At 68.0% G+C, this 17,993-nt stretch carries 9 protein-coding genes; 3 read left to right on the forward strand and 6 right to left on the reverse strand.

The window, feature by feature from the left end:
• Positions 1-2 precede the first annotated feature (2 nt).
• From N8H22_RS02805 to recC, 4 genes are all read right to left on the reverse strand, one after another.
• Positions 3-458, reverse strand: a complete 456-nt coding sequence (locus tag N8H22_RS02805; protein WP_264589102.1) for a hypothetical protein — start codon at positions 456-458, stop codon at positions 3-5.
• Between the two features lie 137 nt (positions 459-595).
• Positions 596-2,431 (reverse strand): exodeoxyribonuclease V subunit alpha, encoded by a 1,836-nt coding sequence (gene recD / locus N8H22_RS02810; RefSeq protein ID WP_264589103.1) that lies wholly within the window; start codon positions 2,429-2,431, stop codon positions 596-598.
• Between the two features lie 55 nt (positions 2,432-2,486).
• Positions 2,487-6,035 carry an exodeoxyribonuclease V subunit beta gene (gene recB / locus N8H22_RS02815; RefSeq protein WP_264589104.1) on the reverse strand — a complete coding sequence of 1,183 codons (3,549 nt, stop codon included), beginning with the start codon at positions 6,033-6,035 and terminating at the stop codon, positions 2,487-2,489.
• A complete protein-coding gene (recC, locus tag N8H22_RS02820) occupies positions 6,032-9,289 on the reverse strand; it encodes an exodeoxyribonuclease V subunit gamma (RefSeq protein WP_264589105.1) in 3,258 nt (1,085 codons plus the stop codon). Before recC ends, recB begins: the two co-directional genes overlap by 4 nt.
• A 226-nt stretch (positions 9,290-9,515) precedes the next feature.
• On the opposite strand from recC, the gene N8H22_RS02825 reads away from it, so the two are divergent.
• Both N8H22_RS02825 and N8H22_RS02830 read left to right on the forward strand, forming a co-directional pair.
• Positions 9,516-10,412 carry a cache domain-containing protein gene (locus tag N8H22_RS02825; protein ID WP_264589106.1) on the forward strand — a complete coding sequence of 299 codons (897 nt, stop codon included), beginning with the start codon at positions 9,516-9,518 and terminating at the stop codon, positions 10,410-10,412.
• 141 nt (positions 10,413-10,553) lie between these two features.
• Entirely contained in the window at positions 10,554-12,239 is a 1,686-nt protein-coding gene (locus N8H22_RS02830; protein WP_264589107.1) for a Na/Pi cotransporter family protein, read from the forward strand.
• 116 nt (positions 12,240-12,355) lie between these two features.
• Here N8H22_RS02830 and N8H22_RS02835 read toward each other — a convergent pair whose 3' ends face one another.
• Positions 12,356-14,905, reverse strand: coding sequence for a TRAP transporter permease (locus N8H22_RS02835; protein WP_264589108.1), 2,550 nt, complete (start codon positions 14,903-14,905; stop codon positions 12,356-12,358).
• A 124-nt stretch (positions 14,906-15,029) separates the two neighbouring features.
• Complete coding sequence (locus N8H22_RS02840; protein WP_264589109.1) at positions 15,030-15,995, reverse strand: TAXI family TRAP transporter solute-binding subunit; 966 nt, start codon at positions 15,993-15,995, stop codon at positions 15,030-15,032.
• A 391-nt stretch (positions 15,996-16,386) separates the two neighbouring features.
• Between N8H22_RS02840 and N8H22_RS02845 the strand changes: the two genes are divergently transcribed.
• On the forward strand, positions 16,387-17,970 hold the full coding sequence (locus N8H22_RS02845; protein WP_264589110.1) for a PAS domain-containing methyl-accepting chemotaxis protein: 1,584 nt from the start codon (positions 16,387-16,389) through the stop codon (positions 17,968-17,970).
• The last annotated feature ends 23 nt before the right edge of the window (positions 17,971-17,993 follow it).

Below are 17,993 nucleotides of genomic sequence, written 5' to 3' on the forward strand. Positions count from 1 at the left end.
GCTCAGCGCACCACCTGGGTACGCAGCAAGCGCAGCAGCAGAACCGCCGTACCCACACCGATCGCCAGCAGCACCAGCAGTGGCCCCACATAGCCGATCAGCTCCTGCAGCCAGACCAGCAACTGGCGGCCGAACGCGACGCTGAAGCGCCAACCCGGCGCCGCAGGATTGGCAATATAGGCGCCCTGTTGCCAGATCTCGAAGGCGCTGTGCAACGGCAGCAGCGTTAATGGCAGCAACAGCAGGCACAGCCAGTAACCGCAGCGCCGGCGAGGTCCCAGCAGGCCCCAGGGCTGGTAGGCGGTGCGCAGGAACTGCAACACGCAGAACGAGCAATAGACCACCAGCAGCAGCGCCAGGCCGCGCGCCAGCGAGGGTGCCTGCAATAGCTCCAACAACGCGGCCGCACCCAGCAGCAGGCTGAGCACGCCCCAGATGACAAAGATGATTCGTTTCATTGAGTGTCCCTTACGCCGGTCGCATGGCGAAGGCGCATCGGAACAGAAATCAAGAACTGATACGTGCAACGCCATCACGAAAACGGCGCCGCGATACCGCTGAAGACCCCGTGGTGCGCGGCCTTCAGCGCAACGCGCTAGAACAGGCTGAGCTGATCCGCCGGCTCGGAAGCGACGCCGGCCTGCACCCGGCCTTCCTGCGCCGCAGTACAAGTCAGGCGCTCAGCCAGGCCGGCGGCGCGTTCGGCGCGCGTCACCACCGCTTCCTGCAGGCGCGGCGGCAGAGCCCAGATTTCCACCTTACGCTTGGCCCGGGTGATGCCGGTGTAGAACAGCGCCCGCGTCAGCAACGGGCTGGGTTGCTCTGGCAAGGCCAGCAGCACTTCGCTGAACTCCGAGCCCTGACTCTTGTGCACGGTCATGGCGAAGGCGCTGTCATGGCTCGGCAGCCGTGCCGGAGCGAAGCCACGGAAGCCGTCGTCGCCCTCGAAATACACGCGCAGACCCTGCGCGGTCTTCAGGCAGAGACCGATATCGCCGTTGAACAGACCGAGGGCGTAATCGTTCTGCCGCACCATCACCGCACGCCCCGGGTACCAGCGCTCGCGCACCGCCACACCGAGGCGCCGCTTGAGCCGCGCCTCCAGCGCTTCGTTGATGCCGGTAACGCCGAAGGCGCCTTCGCGCTGTGCCGTCAGCGCACGGAAGTCATTGAACGCCGCGAACGCCGCTGCCGGATCGCCCAGGCGCGCCGCCTGCAGATAGGGCGCGTAACCCTGCTCCAAGCGCTCGATCAGCGCCGTCGGGCTGGGCACTGCATTCCAGACCAGGTCCGCCCGCGACTCCTGCAGCAGGCTCACACAACCCTTGGCATCGCCACCGTTGATCCGTCGTGCCAGCTCACCGATGCCGCTGTCGCCAGCAAAGCGATGGCTGTGGGTCAGCAGCACCACCGCGTCGCCCAGGCGCGAGCGCGGGACTTCGACCGGCACGCGCTGGCCGGTCAGGCGCTGCAGCTCGGTCGCAGCCTGCGCGTCGAAGCCACGGCCTTCGCAGAGCTCGGCAAACACCGCGCCAGCCTCTACCGCCGCCAGCTGGTCCTTGTCGCCCAGTAGAATCAGCCGGGCCTTGGGCGGCAGTGCGGCGACCAGTTTGGCCATCAGCGCCAGGTCGACCATCGACGCCTCGTCCACCACCAAGACGTCCAGCGGCAGCGGATTGGTCGCATCGTGACGCACCTTCGGGCTATCGCCGCGGCTGCCGAGCAGACGGTGCAGGGTGCGGGCCTCATCCGGCAGCGCGGCCTTCACAGCGTCGCGGACCGGCAGATCGGCCTTGGCACTGCGGATCGCCTCGGCCATGCGCGCCGCGGCTTTGCCGGTGGGCGCGGCGAGGCCGATGGCCAGACGCTCGCCGCCGGGCTGTTCGAGCAGCGCGGCGAGCAGGCGTACCACGGTGGTGGTCTTGCCGGTGCCGGGGCCACCGGAGATCACCGCCAGCCGTCGACGCACCGCCTGCGCCGCAGCCAGACGCTGCCAGTCGGGGCTTTGCTGGTTGAAGGCGAACAGCCGCGCCAGGCTTTCGCTGAGCTGTGCCTCATCGACCTCGGGGACATCGACGGCACGCGCGAGCAGCTGCTCAGCCAACTGCTGCTCATAGGCCTGGTAACGGGCCAGGTAGAGCCGGTTGCCGACCAGGGTCAGCGGCGCATATTCGTCTGGCGCACCGATCAACGAAGAGGCTTCAAGCTGTGCGCGCCAGGTCGAGAGCGGTGGCGGGCTGAAATCGTGACCCAGCCAGGGGCGTTTGCCCGCCACCCGTTCGAGCGGCAGGCAGACGTCGCCAGAGGCCAGGGCCTCACAGCACAGCGCGGCGGCGAGCAGCACCGGCTCGGACGCCTCCGGCTCGAGGCGTTGCAGGCTGGCGACGAAAGCGCGCTCCAGTGGGCCAAGCGGCAGATCGGCAAGGGTCATATGTCGCTCCTGATATGCATGCATGCGCCGTCATGGCCCCATTCGCGGAGCATCATCAGCGCCCCTCCTCGAACAACCGATCCAGCGCATCGAGCAGCGCATCGTCCGGGCGGGCGAAATACACGCCGGCATCCGGCATGCCGCGCAGGAACAGGTAGAAGGCGCCACCCAGCTGCTCGTCGCGGAAATCGGCCAGGCGTTGGCGCAGGAAACGGCGCAGCGCCACCAGATAGATCAGGTACTGCAGGTAGTAGTGCTCGGCAGCCAGGGCCTGCAACAGCCGGTCGCCACCGTAGTAGCCGGCGTCCGGGCCGAGCCAGTTGGACTTGTAGTCGGCGATGTACCAGCGACCGTCGTGTTCGAAGGTCAGGTCGATGAAGCCCTTGAGAAAACCACGCAGCGTATCGAACTCCAGCCGCGCCGCCGCCTCGCGCAACGGTGCGGCCAGACCGCTGCGCGGGTCGCTCAGCAGCGCGCGCAGGCGGATCACGTCGAGCTGGCGCACCGGGAAGGTGAAGCCCAGCTCCGGCAGGCGCCGCGCGGTCTGCAGGCTGGCAAGGGTCAGACCGGCACCGCTCAGGTCGGTCTGCAGCACCTGTTGCAGCTGGACGCTGGCAACGTCCTTCCACTCCAGCGGCAGACCGTAGGCCTGCAGCGCCGGCTCGACCAACTCCGGCAGTGCGCCCTTGCCGCGTGCCCAGTCTTCGAGGATCGCATGCAGACAGGTACCGGCCCGCGCACCGCGGGGGAAGGCGAAGAAACCGCTGCCCGGCTCGCCGGCATCCGGCATGGCCAGAGCGTCGCGATCCGGTGCCTCCATGTGCATGCCGGCGGCCAGCCCCGAGAAGCTGCCGATGCGCCAGGCGCTGTGCAGGCTGCGCTCGAGCTGCGCGAGCTGCTGCGGCGCGGCGGCCCGCAGGCTGCCTTCGGCACTCGCCTCGCGGCTTTCCAGCGCCAGGCAGGCGGTATTCCCGCCACTCGCCGCCGCCAGCCGCTCGACGGCGCCGCGCAGACCGGTACCGTCCAGCTCGGCCAGATGGCGACCGAGTTCCGCCAGGGCATCGTTGCCCGGCAGCTCGCGGCCGTGCAGCAGCCAGGCCAGGGCGCTGCTGTGCAGGCCCTCGTCGGGCAGGCTGCCGTCCTTCTTCGCCTTGTACAGGTTCACCGGCCCCCAGTGCAGCCAGAGCCGGTCGCGGGCGCGGGTCAGCGCAACGTAGGCCAGGCGCAGCTGTTCGGCGAAGATTTCCTGGCGGGCGCGCTCCAGGTTGTCCTCCAGCGCGTCGCTACCCAGGTCCAGCAGTGGCTGGCCGTGCTCGTCGTGGCAGCTGGCGCTGTCGCGATTCTTGCCAAGCAGCTTGCCGTCCCAGAGGAACGGGCAGAACACCAGCGGGTACTCCAGCCCCTTGCTGGTGTGGATGGTGACGATCTGCACCCGCTCGGCATCGCTCTCCAGGCGCAGCAGTGCTTCCTCACCGGCACCGTCGCTGCCGCGCTGGGCGTTGAACCAGGCGAGCAGCGGTTCCAGCCCCGGGCGCAGCAGGCTTTCGGCCTGCAGCAGCTCGCTCAGATGCAGCAGGTTGGTCAGCCGGCGCTCGCCGTCGATCCGCGCCAGCAGCCGTTCGGCCACCGCCTGCTCGTCGAGCCAGGCACGGAACACGCGCATGAAGCCCTGCTGCTGCCAGAGCTGGTGATAGCGCTCGGCGGCTTCGCGCTCGGCATCCCACTGTTGCTGATCGTCCTGGCAGCGGGCCAGGTCGGCGGCGCTGCGACCCAGCAGGCGCGTGGCCAGGGCATAGCGCAGTAGCCCTTCGCGACCCGGCTCGGCATAGGCGGCGAGCACCGCGGCCAGCTCACCGGCCTCCTCGCTGCGCCAGACACTGTCGCGCCCGCGACGCACGCTGGGCACACCGCGAGCGGCCAGCTGCTCGGCGATCAGCGCGGCCTGGCGGTGGTTGGCCACCAGCACGGCGATGTCGCCACCCTTGAGCGGGGTGAACTGGCCATCCTTGGCGAAACCGGCACGGCCATCCGCCGCGGCAGCCAGTTGCAGCGCGATGCGCCGCGCGGTGTCGCTGGCAGCCAGCTCGGCAGCCTCCCCCTTGCCCAGCGGGTCGTCACCCAGCCAGACCAGCGCCAGCGGCGCCGCTTCATCCGCCTCGGCCAGCTGCAGATGCGCGCGCGGGCGCTCCGCGGCCTCGACCCGCGGGTAGTCCAGGCCGGCTTCGGAGAAGGGCCGCGGCCGGTCGAACAGGCGGTTGAGCGCGTCGATCAGCTGTGGCGTCGAGCGATGGTTGATCGGCAGGTTGTAGGGCGCGCGATCGACCTGCTGCTTCGCCTTCATGTAGGTCGCCAGATCCGCGCCGCGAAAGGCGTAGATCGCCTGCTTGGGGTCGCCGACGAAGCACAGCGAGGCCCCGCCGCCCTTGGCGTAGATGCGATCGAAGATGGCGTACTGGATCGGATCGGTGTCCTGGAATTCGTCGATCAGCGCCAGCGGATAGGTGGCGCGCAGCGAGGCGGCCAGGTCCTCGCCCACCGGCCCGCGCAGCGCCTGATCGAGACGGTTGAGCAAATCGTCGAAGGCCAGCAGCCGCTGCGCCGCCTTGCGCGCCGGCAGCTCGCGGTTGAGCCGCTCCAGCAGCGCCACCTGCAGGGCGATCAGGCGCTGCTGGCCGGCCGGCAGTGCCTCGGCGAGGGCATCGGCCAGCTCGTCGAGCGCCTGTGCCAACTCGCAGGAGGGCGCATCGAAGCCCTTCTTGCAGGCTTTGGCCAGCGCCCGCGCGCCGAACTTGAGCAGACCATCCGGTGCGTCGAAGATCGCCGCCGGATCGGCGAAATAAGCCTCCAGTTCGCCGCGCCAGAGTGGGAACTTGAGCGCCTTGTGCGTGCTCTGGCTGAGTCCGCGGTGAGCGCCGAGTTCCTCGACCCAGACGCTGCCGGACTGCCGCCAGAGGTTGGCGGCGCGCTGCCAGGCGGCCTCGACGGCGGACAGATCGGCCGGTGCCGGCAGCTCGCGCGGCTCGATGCGCAGATAGGGTTTGCCCAGATGACTGCGCAGGCGCTGGCGCAGCCACATCGGGGTGATCTTCTGCTTGGCGAGAAAGCGCGCCCAGGCGGGGTCTGCAGCGGCCAGTTCGCTACGCCAGGCATCGGCGAGCAGCGCGTCGATGATCTCGCGGTCATCGGCGGTCAGTTCGCTGTCGAAGTCGCCACCGGCCTCGAAGGCGGCGTCCTGCAGGGCGCGCTGGCAGAAGCCGTGGATGGTGAACACCGCAGCCTCGTCAAAGCCATGCACGGCCAAGAGCAGGCGCCGGCGCGAGGCTTCATCCGGATAGCGGGCATGCAGGCGATTGAGGAAGTCATCGTCACTCGGTGTGCCCTCGTACACCGCCAGCAGCTTGGCCAACCGGGCGCGGATGCGCTCGCGCAGCTCGGCCGTCGCCGCCGTGGTGTAGGTGACCACCAGGATCTGCCCCACCGACAGCTGACGTTCCAGCAGCAGGCGCGCGTAGAGCGCGGTGAGCGTCCAGGTCTTGCCAGTACCGGCGCTGGCTTCGATCAGCGAGCGGCCGTCGAAGGGTGAATCGAGCAGGTCCAGGCTCATGCGTCTTCCTCTTCGTCCTGAGCCAGTGCATCCAGGGCCGGGCCGATCAGTTGCTCGGCGAGCGCCTCGAAACGCTCGTCCAGTGGGTCGCGGTCGCGGAAGGCCAGGGCATTCCAGGGGTCTTCGCACTCGGCGGTGATGGGGCTGAATTCGGCGCCAAGCCAGGCCTCACGCGCACGCTTGCGTGCGGTTTCGACAGGCTCGCTGCCGCGGGCCGGATTGCGATAGCCCCTGGCGAAGGCATGGCTACTGCGCGGCAACAGCGGCAGGGGTTCACGGATGGCACTGCGATAGGCAACCAGCCAGGGTTCGAGCAGCTCGGCCGCATTCGCCAGCGGCCCCAGCTGCCAGTCGCCGGCCGGCGAGAGCATCAGGCTGCGGCGCTCGATGCCGGGCGTAGCGGACAGGTTCAGCAGCAGATGCCGCAGCCAGAACGGCGCCAGGTCCCACTCGCCGAGGCGGCCGAGCTTCCAACCAAACAGCCCGCCCGGGGTGACGCCATCCAGCCAGCCGTGAATGCGCACGCCAGCCAGGGTGATGTCCACCGCGAGCGGCTCGGGCACATCCTGCGGGCGCAGCTCGAACAGCCGCGGGGCGAAGGCCCGCACCGGGCCGCGCAGCTTGCCCCACAGCGCCTGGCCCAGCTCCCCGGGCGGCAGCCAGCCGGCGGCGCAGGCCATCCGCCGCTCCTCCACGTCGCTCCAGCCATGCTCCAGCGCCTGCAGCGACAGCCGGCGCAGGCCGTTCCAGGCGGGCATTTCCAGTTCGAATGGCTCATCACTGGCCAGTGCTTGCTCGGCATCGGCCAGACGCAGGCCGAGACGCTGTTCCAGCAGAAAGCGCGACGGATGACGGAAGCACTGCAGCAGCTGCGACGGCTCGAGGGTCAGCCAGGCGTCATCAGGCTCGGCGAGCACGCCGGCGAACGGCGGCGCCTGTTCCGGCGGTGCGGCCAGGCGCTGCGCGGCACGGAACCAGGGCGCGGAATAACCCGCGCAGGACGCACCGGCAAAGTTGCCCGAGGCGAAGGGCTGCAACGGGTGGGCGATGACGATCCGCTGGCTGGCCTTGCGCCCGTCGGCCAGCGGCGCGACGGTGAGGTCCACCGCCTCGAGCACCTCGCTGAGCAGCACCGAGGGCGGCAGCTCGGCGTTGTCGCGCGGATCGCGGCCGACATAGGACAGGTACAGCGCCTCACGTGCCGAGAGCAGGGTTTCCAGCAGCAGGTAACGATCGTCCAACCGGCGCGCGCGGTCGCCTCGGCGCGGGTGACGGGCGATCAGGTCGAAGCCGGCCGGCGGGTTGCGCCGCGGGAAGGCGCCATCGTCCAGGCCGAGCAGGCAGACCAGGCGGAACGGCAGGCTGCGCATCGGCACCATGGTGCAGAAGGTCACCGCGCCGGTGAGAAAACCCGAGGCGCCACCGCCCTGCTGCAGCGCGGCGCTGAGCTGCTGGTGCACCAGTTCCAGCTCGATCGGCCGCTCAAGATCGGCCGCCTGCGCCTGCTCACGCAGCGAAGCGCAGGCCCGCGACAACAGCAGCAGGGTGTCGCCGGCCTCGCGCTCGTCGAACAGGCTGTCGATCAGCAACTGCAGGTCATCGGCCCACTGCGCCAGCGGGCGCGGCCGGGTGAGCTGATCGGCCAGCCCGCCAAGCTGCTCGACGAATGCCACCAGGCGTCCCAGCAGCTGCCCGCGGGCGCCTTCCAGCGCATCCAGCGGCCAGTGCTCGCCGAGCAGCGGCGCGCTGTCGCCGGCCAGTTGCGGCGGCGCGGCGAAGCCCAGCAGCAGGCGGTCCAGCCCCTGGCGCCAGGTGAATGCGGCGTCCTCGGGCAGACCGAGGGCCGCACGCTGAGAGCCATCGCGCCCCCAGCGCACGCCGGCCTCGCGCAGCCAGTCGCGCAGCAGCGGCAGATCTTCATTTTCGATCCCGGCGCGGCGGGCGATGGCCGGCTGCTCCAGCCAGGCAAGGATTTCCTCGGCGGCGAAACGGCTCTGCGCCACCAGCAGCAGCTCGAGAAAGGCCTCGATCAGCGGCACCTCGGCGCGCAGGCTGCGGTCGGCGAGGCTGTAGGGAATCCGCGGCACGCCTTCACGCGCGGCGAACACCGCCTCGATGAAGGGCGCGTAGCGTTCGATGTCCGGAGTCAGCACCACCACCTGATCCGGGCTGAGCGCCGGATCGGCCGCGAAGCGGGCGAGCAGCTGATCGTGGAGGATTTCCACCTCGCGCAGCGGCGAGTGGGCGACGTGCACCTCCAGCGAGCGATCGCCCTCGGTCAGCGCAATGCGCGCCTCGGGGTGCCGTGTACGCAGGCGCAGGATGTCGTTCTGCAGCGCGTGCAGCAGGCTGTCGTCGCGCAGGTCCTGATCCTCGGAGTACAGGCCGATCTCCTGACCATCGAGGCCGAACAGCGCATCGAAGAAGTCACGCCCCTGCTTGCCGAGACTGGCCAGCAGCGGATGGCCTACGTCGAGGTACCAGTCATCCGCACCGCTCACAGGCTGTTTGGCCAGCTCGCGGATATCGCGAATCTCGCCCCAGGCTTCGCGGCTGGGGTTGAGCGCGCAGACCACCACGTCGATGTGCCGGGCCAGGCCGTCGAGCACGCGCAGATGATGCGGCGGCAGGCTGCTGATGCCGAACACCAGCAGCCGCTCGGGCAGGCCGGGCAGCGCTTCGTCGCGGTACAGCCGCTGCAGCAGGTCGCCGAGCAGACGCGCGCGGTGCGGGTGGCCGTCCTTGGTCAGTTCGCGCCAGAGCAGCATCTGCCAGGGCTCGTCCGGGCCGAGGTCGAGCGCCTCGCCGCGCTCCCAGGCGGCCAGCCAGTCGTCGCGGTAGAGCAGGTACTGGTCGAAGGTGTCGGCGATCTTGGCCGCCAGCGACAGCCGCCGACGCTCGTCGCCGCCATCCAGGTACTGCGCCAGGCGCGGCGCCAGCTGAAGATTGGCCGGCTCGCACAGCCAGCCGTACAGGCGCCAGGTCAGGGTCGTCGGGGAGAACGCCGATTGCTCCGGCAGGCTGCCCAGCACCGTGCGGCTGAGGTCCCAGACGAACTTGGCCGGCAGCTGGATTTCCAGCTGCATGGCGATGCCCTGCTTGCGCGCCAGCTCCAGCGTCAGCCAACGGCCCATGCCCTGGCTCGGCACCACCACCAGCGCCGGCGCGAAGGGATCGGCGAGCGGCTGGGCGAGCAGCGTGGTGGCCAGTTCGCCGAGGGTTTCGAGATCAGGGGCGTGGTAGAGGCTGAGCATGGGCGCACCGCTTGAACAGAAGTCGCTAGGTTACAGGCCGTCCCGCAGCGGAGCGAGCCGTCAGCTTCAGTCTGTACCCGCCATGCGACAGGTCATGTCGCGCTAATTCTCCTCCTTTCGCCCTGCCCGTTTGCTTCTCTCGACCAATATCAATTGCGCCGCGGCTGCCTAGCATGGGCTCGAGGGGCGGCTGCTTCGTCGCCTGCCATCCGCTCGGGAGTCGTTCATGAACCGCAACCGCAAGACGCTGCTCATCCTTTCTCTGTCCGCCACCCTCGGTGCCATGCCGCCGCTACTGCATGCGCAGCAGCAGGCCCAGCCACGCACGCTCGGCTCGGTGGAGCGCAGCCAGGCCAGCCAGGCCCGCGCCTTGCTCGACCAGGCCGTGCTGACCTTCCAGGCCAAGGGCCCGGAACAGGCGATGGCCGCCTTCAACGATCGCAACGGCGAATTCGTCCGCGGCCAGTACTACATCTTCGTGCTCGGCGAGGACGGCACCATGCAGGCCAGCAGCGGCCCGTCGGCCAGCCTCGTCGGACTGAACGTCGGCGAGCTCAAGGACGCCGCCGGCAAATCGTTCATGCGCGAGCTGCTGGACAAGTCGGCCAAGCAGGACAGCGGCGAGGTCGAGTACCAGTGGCTGAACCCGGCCGACAACAAGGTGGAAAGCAAGGTCAGCCAGTTCCGCAAGGTCGGCGATCATGTGCTTTGTGTCGGCTACTACATCCCCCGCGCCACCGCCGAACATGCCAAGGCGCTGCTCGAGCGTGCCGTGCAGCACGTCAAGGACAAGGGCGCCGAGGCGGCCTTCCGTAGCTTCAACGACCCGCGCGGCGGCTTCGTCTTCCAGGACGAGTACGTCTTCGCCATCGGCCTGGACGACGGTCGTTACCGCGCCAGCGGCAGCTCGCCGAACCTGGTGGGCGTCGATGTGCGCAGCGTCACCGATGCCGCCGGCAAGCCGCTGTTCCAGGACATGATCGAGCTGGCACGTCAGCACGGCTCGGGCACGGTGGACTATGTCTGGCGCAATCCGGTGACCAACGCGGTGGAACCGAAACACACGCTGATCCAACGCGTCGACGGCGTGCTGCTCGGAGTCGGCTACTACACCCCGCAGTAAGGTCTGCAGCGCCGCGCCGTCCATGACCGTTGCATGAACGAGCCCGGCCGTCCGCGGTCAACCGAGCATCCCCCGAGCCGTATGCGTCGTCCTGACGCGCCCTGGTCGTTGCCGCTCGCGGGGCCACGGAGGCCGAATCCGATGCTGACCCTGCTGCACCTGCTGTCTGCCATCGCCCTGCTGGTCTGGGGTACGCACATCGTGCGCACCGGGATCATGCGGGTGTATGGCTCGCACCTGCGACGGCTGCTCGGCCGGAGCATGAGCAACGCGCCGCTGGCCTTCGGCGCCGGCATCGGCGTCACCGCGCTGGTGCAGAGCAGCAACGCCACCGCGTTGCTGGCCATTTCCTTCGTCGCCCAGGGCCTGATGGCGCTGCCGACGGCACTGGCGATCATGCTCGGCGCGGATGTCGGCACCGCGCTGATGGCACGGGTGCTGACCCTCGACCTGTCCTGGCTGTCGCCGCTGCTGACGCTGCTCGGCGTATGCCTGTTTCTCTCGCGCAAGCAGAGCCGCGCCGGCCAGCTGGGCCGAGTGCTGATCGGCCTCGGGCTGATCATTCTCGCGCTGCAGCTGATCGTGCAGGCCGCCGAGCCGATCACCGAGGCGCGCGGCATGCAGGTGCTGTTCTCCTCGCTGGCCGGCGACACCCTGCTGGCGGTGCTGGTGGGCGCGCTGTTCGCCGTGCTGTCGTACTCCAGCCTGGCGGCCGTGCTGCTGACCTCGACGCTGGCCGGCGCCGGGCTGATCAGCCTGCCGGTGGCGCTCGGCCTGGTGATCGGCGCCAACATCGGCAGCGGCCTGCTCGCCTGGCTCAACGCCAGCCTGCAACCGGCTTCGGCGCGCCGGGTGGCGCTGGGCAACCTGCTCTACAAGCTGGCCGGACTGCTGGTGCTGCCGTTCCTCGACCCGCTGGTGGCCTGGATGGCCAGCCTCGGTTACAGCGCGCAGACCCAAGTGATCGGCTTTCACCTGCTCTACAACAGCCTGCGCTGCCTGCTGCTGTTACCGACCGTGCGACCGATGGCACGCGTGTGCGAACACCTGCTACCGGAGCGGTCGCTGGACGGCGGCGTGGCGCAGCCGCGCCATCTGGACCCCGCGGCGCTGGACACGCCGAGCCTGGCCCTGGCCAACGCGGTACGCGAAACCCTGCGCATCGGCGATCTGGTGGAATCGATGCTGGCGCGACTGCTGGACGTGCTGCGCGACGGCCACTCCGACTCCGCCGAGGAAATCCGCCGGCTGGACGATGACGTCGATGCGCTCTACAGCGGTGTGAAACTCTATCTGGCGCGCATGCCGCGCGAGGATCTGGCCGAGCAGGAGGGCCGCCGCTGGGCGGAGATCATCGAGCTGGCGATCAATCTCGAGCAGGCCGGCGACATCATCGAGCACATGCTCGGCAAGGTGCAGAACCTCAAGACCACCCAGCGCCGCTCGTTCTCCGACAGCGGACTGGAAGAGCTCAACCAGCTGCACGCACAGCTCAGCGCCAACCTGCGGCTGGGGCTGTCGGTATTTCTCTCCGGCGACGGCCACAGTGCGCGGCAGCTGCTGCAGCACAAACGCCAGTTCCGCAAGCTGGAACGCGAGCTGGCCCATGCCCATGTGCAGCGCCTGCACCAGCAGGTGGTGGAAAGCATCGAGACCAGCGCGGCGCATCTGGAGCTGATCGCCGACATGAAGCGGCTCAATTCGCTGTTCTGCAGTGCAGCCTACGCAGCGCTGGAAAGCCCGCCGCCAGCGAACCCGCGCACGCCTGCCGAACCGCCCCGCGATCTGCTGAGCGCCGAGCCGCGGTTGCCGGGCAAACCGGCATAGCGCTTCCGTCACTCGCGCTGCCGCCGCGGCACGCGACACTCGCCGCGCAGAAACACAGAACCCCGACCCTATCTGCATAGGGTCGGGGTTCGCAGACGCTCAGCGGAAGTCGGCGATCAGTGCTGCCGGCGCCGCCGCTGCATCCAGACGACCAGCGCGAAGAGCAGCAAGCCCGGCAGCCACATCAGCTCCTTGGGCAAGCGGTCGGTCGGCGCGCGCACCGCAAGGATCTCCTGATCGAACTCCAGACCTGCCTCGGCGGCCGGACTACCGAAGGTCACGCTGTCGATCAGCACCTTGCCGTCCTCCTCGTAGGTCATCAGGCCGAGCTTCTCCAGCTTCTCCTCGCCGCTGGTGCCGTCGGGAATCGCCAGCAACAGGCTGAACTCGCGCGCATCGCCAACCGTATCCTCGCCACGGATACGCAGACGCAGCTGGCTGTCCGGCTCCACCGCGCCCAGCGCTTCGGCCAGCTGTGCCGGCGGAATATCGCGATAGGGGTCATGCGCGAGGTCCATCCAGAAGCCTGGGCGGAACAGCGTGAAGGCCACCAGCAACAGCAGCACGCTCTCGTACCAGCGGCTGCGCACCAGGAAGAAGCCCTGGGTGGCAGCCGCGAAGATCAGCATGGCCACGGTCGCGACGATGAAGATCAGCACGCCGTGCCAAAAATCGACGTCGATCAACAGCAGGTCGGTGTTGAAGATGAACAGGAACGGCAGCGCCGCGGTGCGCAGGCTGTAGTAGAAGGCCGTGATGCCGGTCCTGATCGGATCACCCTTGGACACCGCCGCGGCGGCGAACGAGGCCAGCCCCACCGGCGGCGTCACGTCGGCCATGATGCCGAAGTAGAAGACGAACAGGTGCACCGCGATCAGCGGCACGATCAGGCCGTTCTGCTGGCCCAGCGCCACGACCACCGGCGCCAGCAGACTGGACACGACGATGTAGTTGGCGGTGGTCGGCAGGCCCATGCCGAGAATCAGGCTGAACACGGCGATGAGCAGCAGCATCAGCAGCAGATTGCCCATCGACAGCATCTCGACCAGATCGGCCAGCACCAGGCCGACACCAGTCTGCGACACCGCACCGACGATGATCCCTGCGGCCGCCGTGGCGATGCCGATGCCGATCATGTTGCGGGCGCCAGCGATCAGGCCCTCGCGCAGGTCGATCAGCCCGTCCATGGCGGTGCCATGGGTCGCCCCGCCGTCGCCGCGCATCCAGGACAGCAACGGGCGCTGGGTGAGCAGGATGATCACCAGCATCACCGTGCCCCAGAAGGCCGACAGACCGGGTGACAGCCGTTCGATCATCAGGCACCAGACCAGCACCACTACCGGCAGCAGGAAATGCAGGCCGGAGAGCAGCACCGCGCGGGTATTGGGCAGCTCGTCGAGCGGCTTGTCCGGATCCTCGGCCGGCAGCGGCGGATTGCTCGCGGCGACCTTCAGCAACGCCAGATAGACCAGCGCGAGCAGGATCGAAACGCCAGGCAGCGCGAAATCACCTAGCGCCGGCTTGAGCCAACCCAGGCCGTAGTACACCGCCAGCGAGAGGCCGCAGATCAGCGCGGCGCCGAAGGCGAAGCCGGTCAGGCGGCGCAGCCAGGGTTTCGGCTGATGCGTGCCGATCGGCTGCATGTTCTGTTTGAGCGCTTCCAGATGCACGATGTAGAGCAGCGCAATGTAGGAGATCGCCGCCGGCAGGAAGGCATGCTTGATGATTTCCACGTAGGGCATGCCAACGTACTCGACCATCAGGAACGCGGCGGCGCCCATCACCGGCGGCATGATCTGCCCATTCACCGACGAGGCCACTTCCACCGCGCCGGCCTTTTCCTTACTGAAACCGACCTTCTTCATCATCGGAATGGTGAAGGTGCCGGTGGTCACCACGTTGGCAATCGACGAGCCGGAGATCAGTCCGGTCATGCCGGACGCGACTACTGCGGCCTTGGCCGGGCCGCCGCGCATGTGGCCGAGCAGGCTGAAGGCCAGCTGGATGAAGTAATGGCCGGCGCCGGCACGTTCGAGCAGCGCGCCGAACAGCACGAAGAGAAAGACGAAGCTGGTGGAAACGCCGAGGGCAATGCCGAACACGCCTTCGGTGGTGATCCACTGGTGGTTGGCCATCGCGGTGAAACTCACCCCGCGATGCGCCAGCAGCCCGGGCATCCAGGGACCGGCCAGGCTGTAGACGATGAAGACCAAGGCGATGATTGCCAATGGTGGGCCGAGCGCACGCCGCGTCGCCTCCAGCAGCAAGGGGATGCCGATGCAGGCGGTGATCAGATCCATGCTGGTCAGGTTGCCCGGGCGCTGCGCCAGCTGCTCGTAGACGATGAACAGGTAGGCGGCGCTGGCGGCAGCCAGCAGACCCAGCGCGAGGTCGGTCAGCGGTACCCGGTCGCGAGGCGAACGCTTGAACGCCGGGTAGGCAAGAAAGGCCAGCAGCAGCGCGAAAGCCAGATGGATCGAGCGTGTCTCGGTGTCGTTGAGCACGCCGAAGCGCAGCAGGAACGGCAGTGGTGAGGCGATCCACAACTGGAACAGCGACCAGGCCAGCGCCAGGCCGGCAATGACGGCGGCCATCGCCCCTTCGGGCAGGCGCGCGCCAACATCCTGGGCGATCAGTTCCTCGGTGGAAAGTTGTTTGTCTTGCATGAAATCGGGCCTGTTTTTCAGGAATCGGAAACCGCGGAAACCCGTGGCCGGCGTGGCTCACGGGTTTCCGGTTAGGCACAAAGGACCAGCGCCGCGCCCCACTGGTCGCGGCGCATAACGATCCTTACAGCCAGCCGCGTTCCTTGTAGTAACGCGCGGCGCCTTCATGCAGCGGCGCGGTCAGGCCGACCTTGATCATGTCTTCCGGCTTGAGGTCCTTGAACGCCGGGTGCAGGCGCTGGAAACGCTCGATGTTCTCGAACACCGCCTTGACCAGCTGGTAGACAACTTCCGCATCGACCTTGGCGGTGGTCGACAGCACAGCCTTGCCGCCGATCGACTGGGTGGCGCCATCGTTGCCCTTGTACAGCCCGCCGGGAATCTCGGCCTTGGTGTAGTAGGTCTTCTGCGCCAGCAGCTTGTCGATCTCCGGTCCGGTGATCGGCACCAGTACCGCGTCGACGGTGGTGGTGGCTTCCTGGATCGCGCCGTTCGGATGACCGACGAAGTAGGTCATGGCATCGATGTTGTTGTCGCTCAGCGCGCTGGCCTGCTCGGCCGGCTTGAGTTCGGCGGCGAGGGCGAAGATGGACTTGTCCCAGCCTTTGACGGCCATGATCTCTTCGAGGGTGTCACGCTGACCGGAACCAGGGTTGCCGATGTTGACGCGCTTGCCCTTGAGGTCGTCCAGGCCCTTGATGTTGGCGTCGCGTCGTGCCAGTACGGTGAACACTTCGCTCTGCAGGGAGAAAACGGCGCGGATGTCGTCCATCTTCCCTTCCTTCTCGAAGGGCGCGGCGCCTTCCATCGCCTTGTACTGATGGTCGGACTGCATGATGCCGAAGTTGAACTCGCCGCTGCGCAGCCCGTTGACGTTGGCCACGCCACCGCCGCTGGCCGGCGCGTTGCACTTGATGTTCTCGGCGTTGCGATTGACGAAGCGGCAGATCGACTGCCCCGCCACGTAGTAGACGCCCGTCTGACCACCGGTACCGATGGTGACGAACTTCTCTTGTGCCTGCGCTACACCACTCAGGCTGCTACCCGCCAATGCAGCGGTAAAGATCCATGCCAAGGATTTGCCTTTCATGGATGAACTCCTTTTGGTTGTTTTTGATTAACCCGCCATCCCTCGTGAGTCTGCGCGGAATTGGGAGTCTAGCAGGGGAATGTCGGATGCGAAGAACCTCACACAGCGTCGTCGATGTCGCTGTCACCGTCGCTGACCGAACGCCCTACATAGACTGCACGGGGGCAAAAGCGTTTCCCGCGGCGGTGGTGAAGCGGCGCTGGCGATCCTTAATCGCTAATGGCACATTGCCACAGATTCGTCACAGAACTTGCATAAGGTTCTGGCGCCGTCGCGACCAGCGTGCGGCGGATGACCAACAAGATGCTGCCGATCCCCCTGCGGATCAGAAGCGGCACACTGCCCGGCCTTCGCGTGAACCGACCTCAATCCATGGAAGAGATTCGCCAACATGCGAGCCAACCTGCCCGTCAGCGATCGGGAAGTCATCGTCCGCGACAACGCCAACATTCTTTCCACCACCAATCTCAAGGGCCAGATCACCTACGCCAATCCGGATTTCATCGAGCTGAGCGGCTACAGCGAAGCCGAACTGCTCGGTCAGCCGCACAATCTCGTGCGCCATCCCGATATGCCGCCGGCCGCCTTTGCCCATCTGTGGAGCACGGTACAAGCCGGCCATTCCTGGATGGGCGTGGTGAAGAACCGGTGCAAGAACGGTGATTACTACTGGGTCAGCGCCTACGTCATGCCGATCTGCCGCGACGGCAAGGTGGTCGAATACCAGTCGGTCCGCACCAAGGCGCAACCGGAACAGGTGCGCGCTGCCCAGGCTCTGTATGCGCAACTGAACCAGCCGCGCGGTTCCGTTCTGCGGAAGTGGCGGCCGAGCTTCCAAACCCGCCTCGCGCTGTGCGTCGGCCTCGGCAGCCTGGTCGGCGCGACCGCCACGGCGCTGCTGGCCGGCGGCGCGCTGCCGCTTGCGCTGCTGGCCGGAGCCGGTGCAGGGATCGTCGCCGCGACGCTCGGTCTGCTGGGGCTGGCACCGCTACGGGCGCTCAGTGCGCAGGCGCGGCGTGTCGGCCACAACCCGTTGAGCCAGCAAATCTACACCGGTCGCAGCGATGAGCTGGGCGAGATCGCCTTTGCTCTGCGCATGCTCGAAGCCGAAGCCGGCGCGGTGGTCGGCCGGATCGCCGACAGCAGTCGTCAAATCAGCGGCCATGCCCAGGAGCTGGCCAGCGCCATGCAGGAAAGCACCGCCAGCGCAACCACCCAGCAACAGCAGACCGACCTGGTGGCGGCCGCCATGAGCCAGATGGTCGCCAGCGTGCAGGACGTCGCCCTGAGTGCACAGCGCACCGCGCAGGCGGCCGCGCTGGCCGACGACGATGCTGCCGACGGCCGCGACATGGTCGGCCAGACCGGCAGCAGCATCGGCCGGCTGGCCAGCGAGATTCAGCAGGCCGCCGAGGTGATCCAGCACCTCGAGGGCCACAGCCAGGCCATCAGCCGCATGCTCGACGTGATCCACGGCATAGCCGAGCAGACCAACCTGCTGGCGCTCAATGCCGCCATCGAGGCGGCGCGCGCCGGCGAGCAGGGCCGCGGCTTCGCGGTGGTGGCCGACGAGGTCCGCGGCCTGGCCTCGCGTACCGCCGAAGCGACCGCCGAGATCCAGACCATCATCGGCACGCTGCAGGCCGGCTCGCGCGACGCGGTCGAAGTCATGCAGCGCAGCCGCGAGCAAGCGCAGATCAGCGTCAGCCACGCCGAACATGCCGAACGCTCGCTGCAGGACATCAACGCCCAAGTCGCGGACATCAGCACGATGAGCACACAGATCGCCGCCGCGGTGGAGCAGCAGAGTGCGGCCACCACCCAGATCAGCGAGAGTCTGGCGAGCATCCGCGCCGGCGCCGAGCAGCACGTGGTCGCCGGCCTGCAGAGCCAGCAGAGTGCCGCCGGCGTCGCCGGTCTGGTGGCCGGCATGCAGCAACTGACGCAGCAGTTCTGGGGCCGCCGGCGGGCCTGAGCAACAGGACTCAGGCGTCGCTC

Source organism: Stutzerimonas sp. S1 (genome assembly GCF_025966695.1).
Classification (GTDB): Bacteria; Pseudomonadota; Gammaproteobacteria; order Pseudomonadales; family Pseudomonadaceae; genus Stutzerimonas.